Genomic DNA, 1,071 nt, shown 5'->3' with positions numbered 1-1,071 from the left:
AATCGAAACCCGCCTCCGCGAACACCCCCACATCCACGACGCCGCCGTCACCACCCACAACGACCGCCTCATCGCCTACCTCGCCACACCCCCCGGAACCACGACCCAGGGAATCCGCGACTGGCTCGCCGAGCGGCTGCCCGAGTACATGCTCCCCACCCTGTTCATCCCGCTGGACGAACTCCCGCGCACCGTCGGCGGCAAGACCGACCGAACCCGCCTCCCCGACCCGGACGACCACCGGCCCGAGCCGGCCGGCGCCCACGAACCGCCGCGTGACGCCACCGAGCAAGCCGTCGCCGACGTCTGGCAGGAAGTGCTGCAGCTCGACCGGATCGGCATCCACGACAACTTCTTCGACCTCGGCGGCCACTCCCTCCTCGCCACCCTGGCGGTGGCCCGCCTGACGAAGGCGCTGGAGCGGCCCGTCGACGTCCGCCTCTTCTTCGAGCGGCCGACGATCGCCGAGTTCGCCGCCGCCCTGCCGGCCGCGCCGTCGCGCCCCGAGCCGCAGATCGCCCGCATGGTCCGCAGCGGCGACTTCCCGCTCTCCTTCGCGCAGGAGGGCCTGTGGTTCCTCCACCGGCTCGCCCCCGAGGCCCCCGACTACACGGCCGCCCTGGCCTGGCGCGTCGACGGCGAGCTCGACCCGGCTCGCCTGGACCGGGCGCTGGGGCAGCTCGCCGCACGTCACGAGTCGCTGCGCACCACCTTCCCGCTGGTCGGCGCGGAGCCCGTGCAGCGGGTGGCCGCCGCACCGGACGTCACCGCCGCCTGGCACGACCTGCGCGGCTTCGACGACCCGTACGGCGACGCGGTCCGGCAGGCCGCCGAGGCACTGCACCGCCCGTTCGACCTGGCGGCCGGCCCGCTGGTCCGGGTGACGGCCTGGCGGCTCGGTCCCGAGGACCACCTGCTCGTCCTGGCACTGCACCACATCGTCTCGGACGGCTGGTCGCTGGGCGTGCTGGTCCGTGAGCTGGGCGCGCTCTACGCGGGTGACGCGCTCCCCGCGCTCCCCGTCCAGTACGCGGACTTCGCGCACTGGCAGCGCCAGGAGCTGACCGGCGC

At 74.3% G+C, this 1,071-nt stretch carries 1 protein-coding gene; it reads left to right on the top strand.

Annotated elements, in window-relative coordinates; genetic code table 11:
• Positions 1 to 1,071 (top strand): condensation domain-containing protein (locus ACIPSC_RS39065; RefSeq protein WP_400835193.1); only part of this gene is annotated, 1,071 nt, incomplete at both ends.

Source organism: Kitasatospora sp. NPDC090091, assembly GCF_044747365.1.
In the GTDB taxonomy this organism is placed as follows: domain Bacteria; phylum Actinomycetota; class Actinomycetes; order Streptomycetales; family Streptomycetaceae; genus Kitasatospora.
The sequence above is the reverse complement of the archived record's forward strand: the minus strand, read 5'-3'. Positions and strand labels throughout refer to the sequence as shown.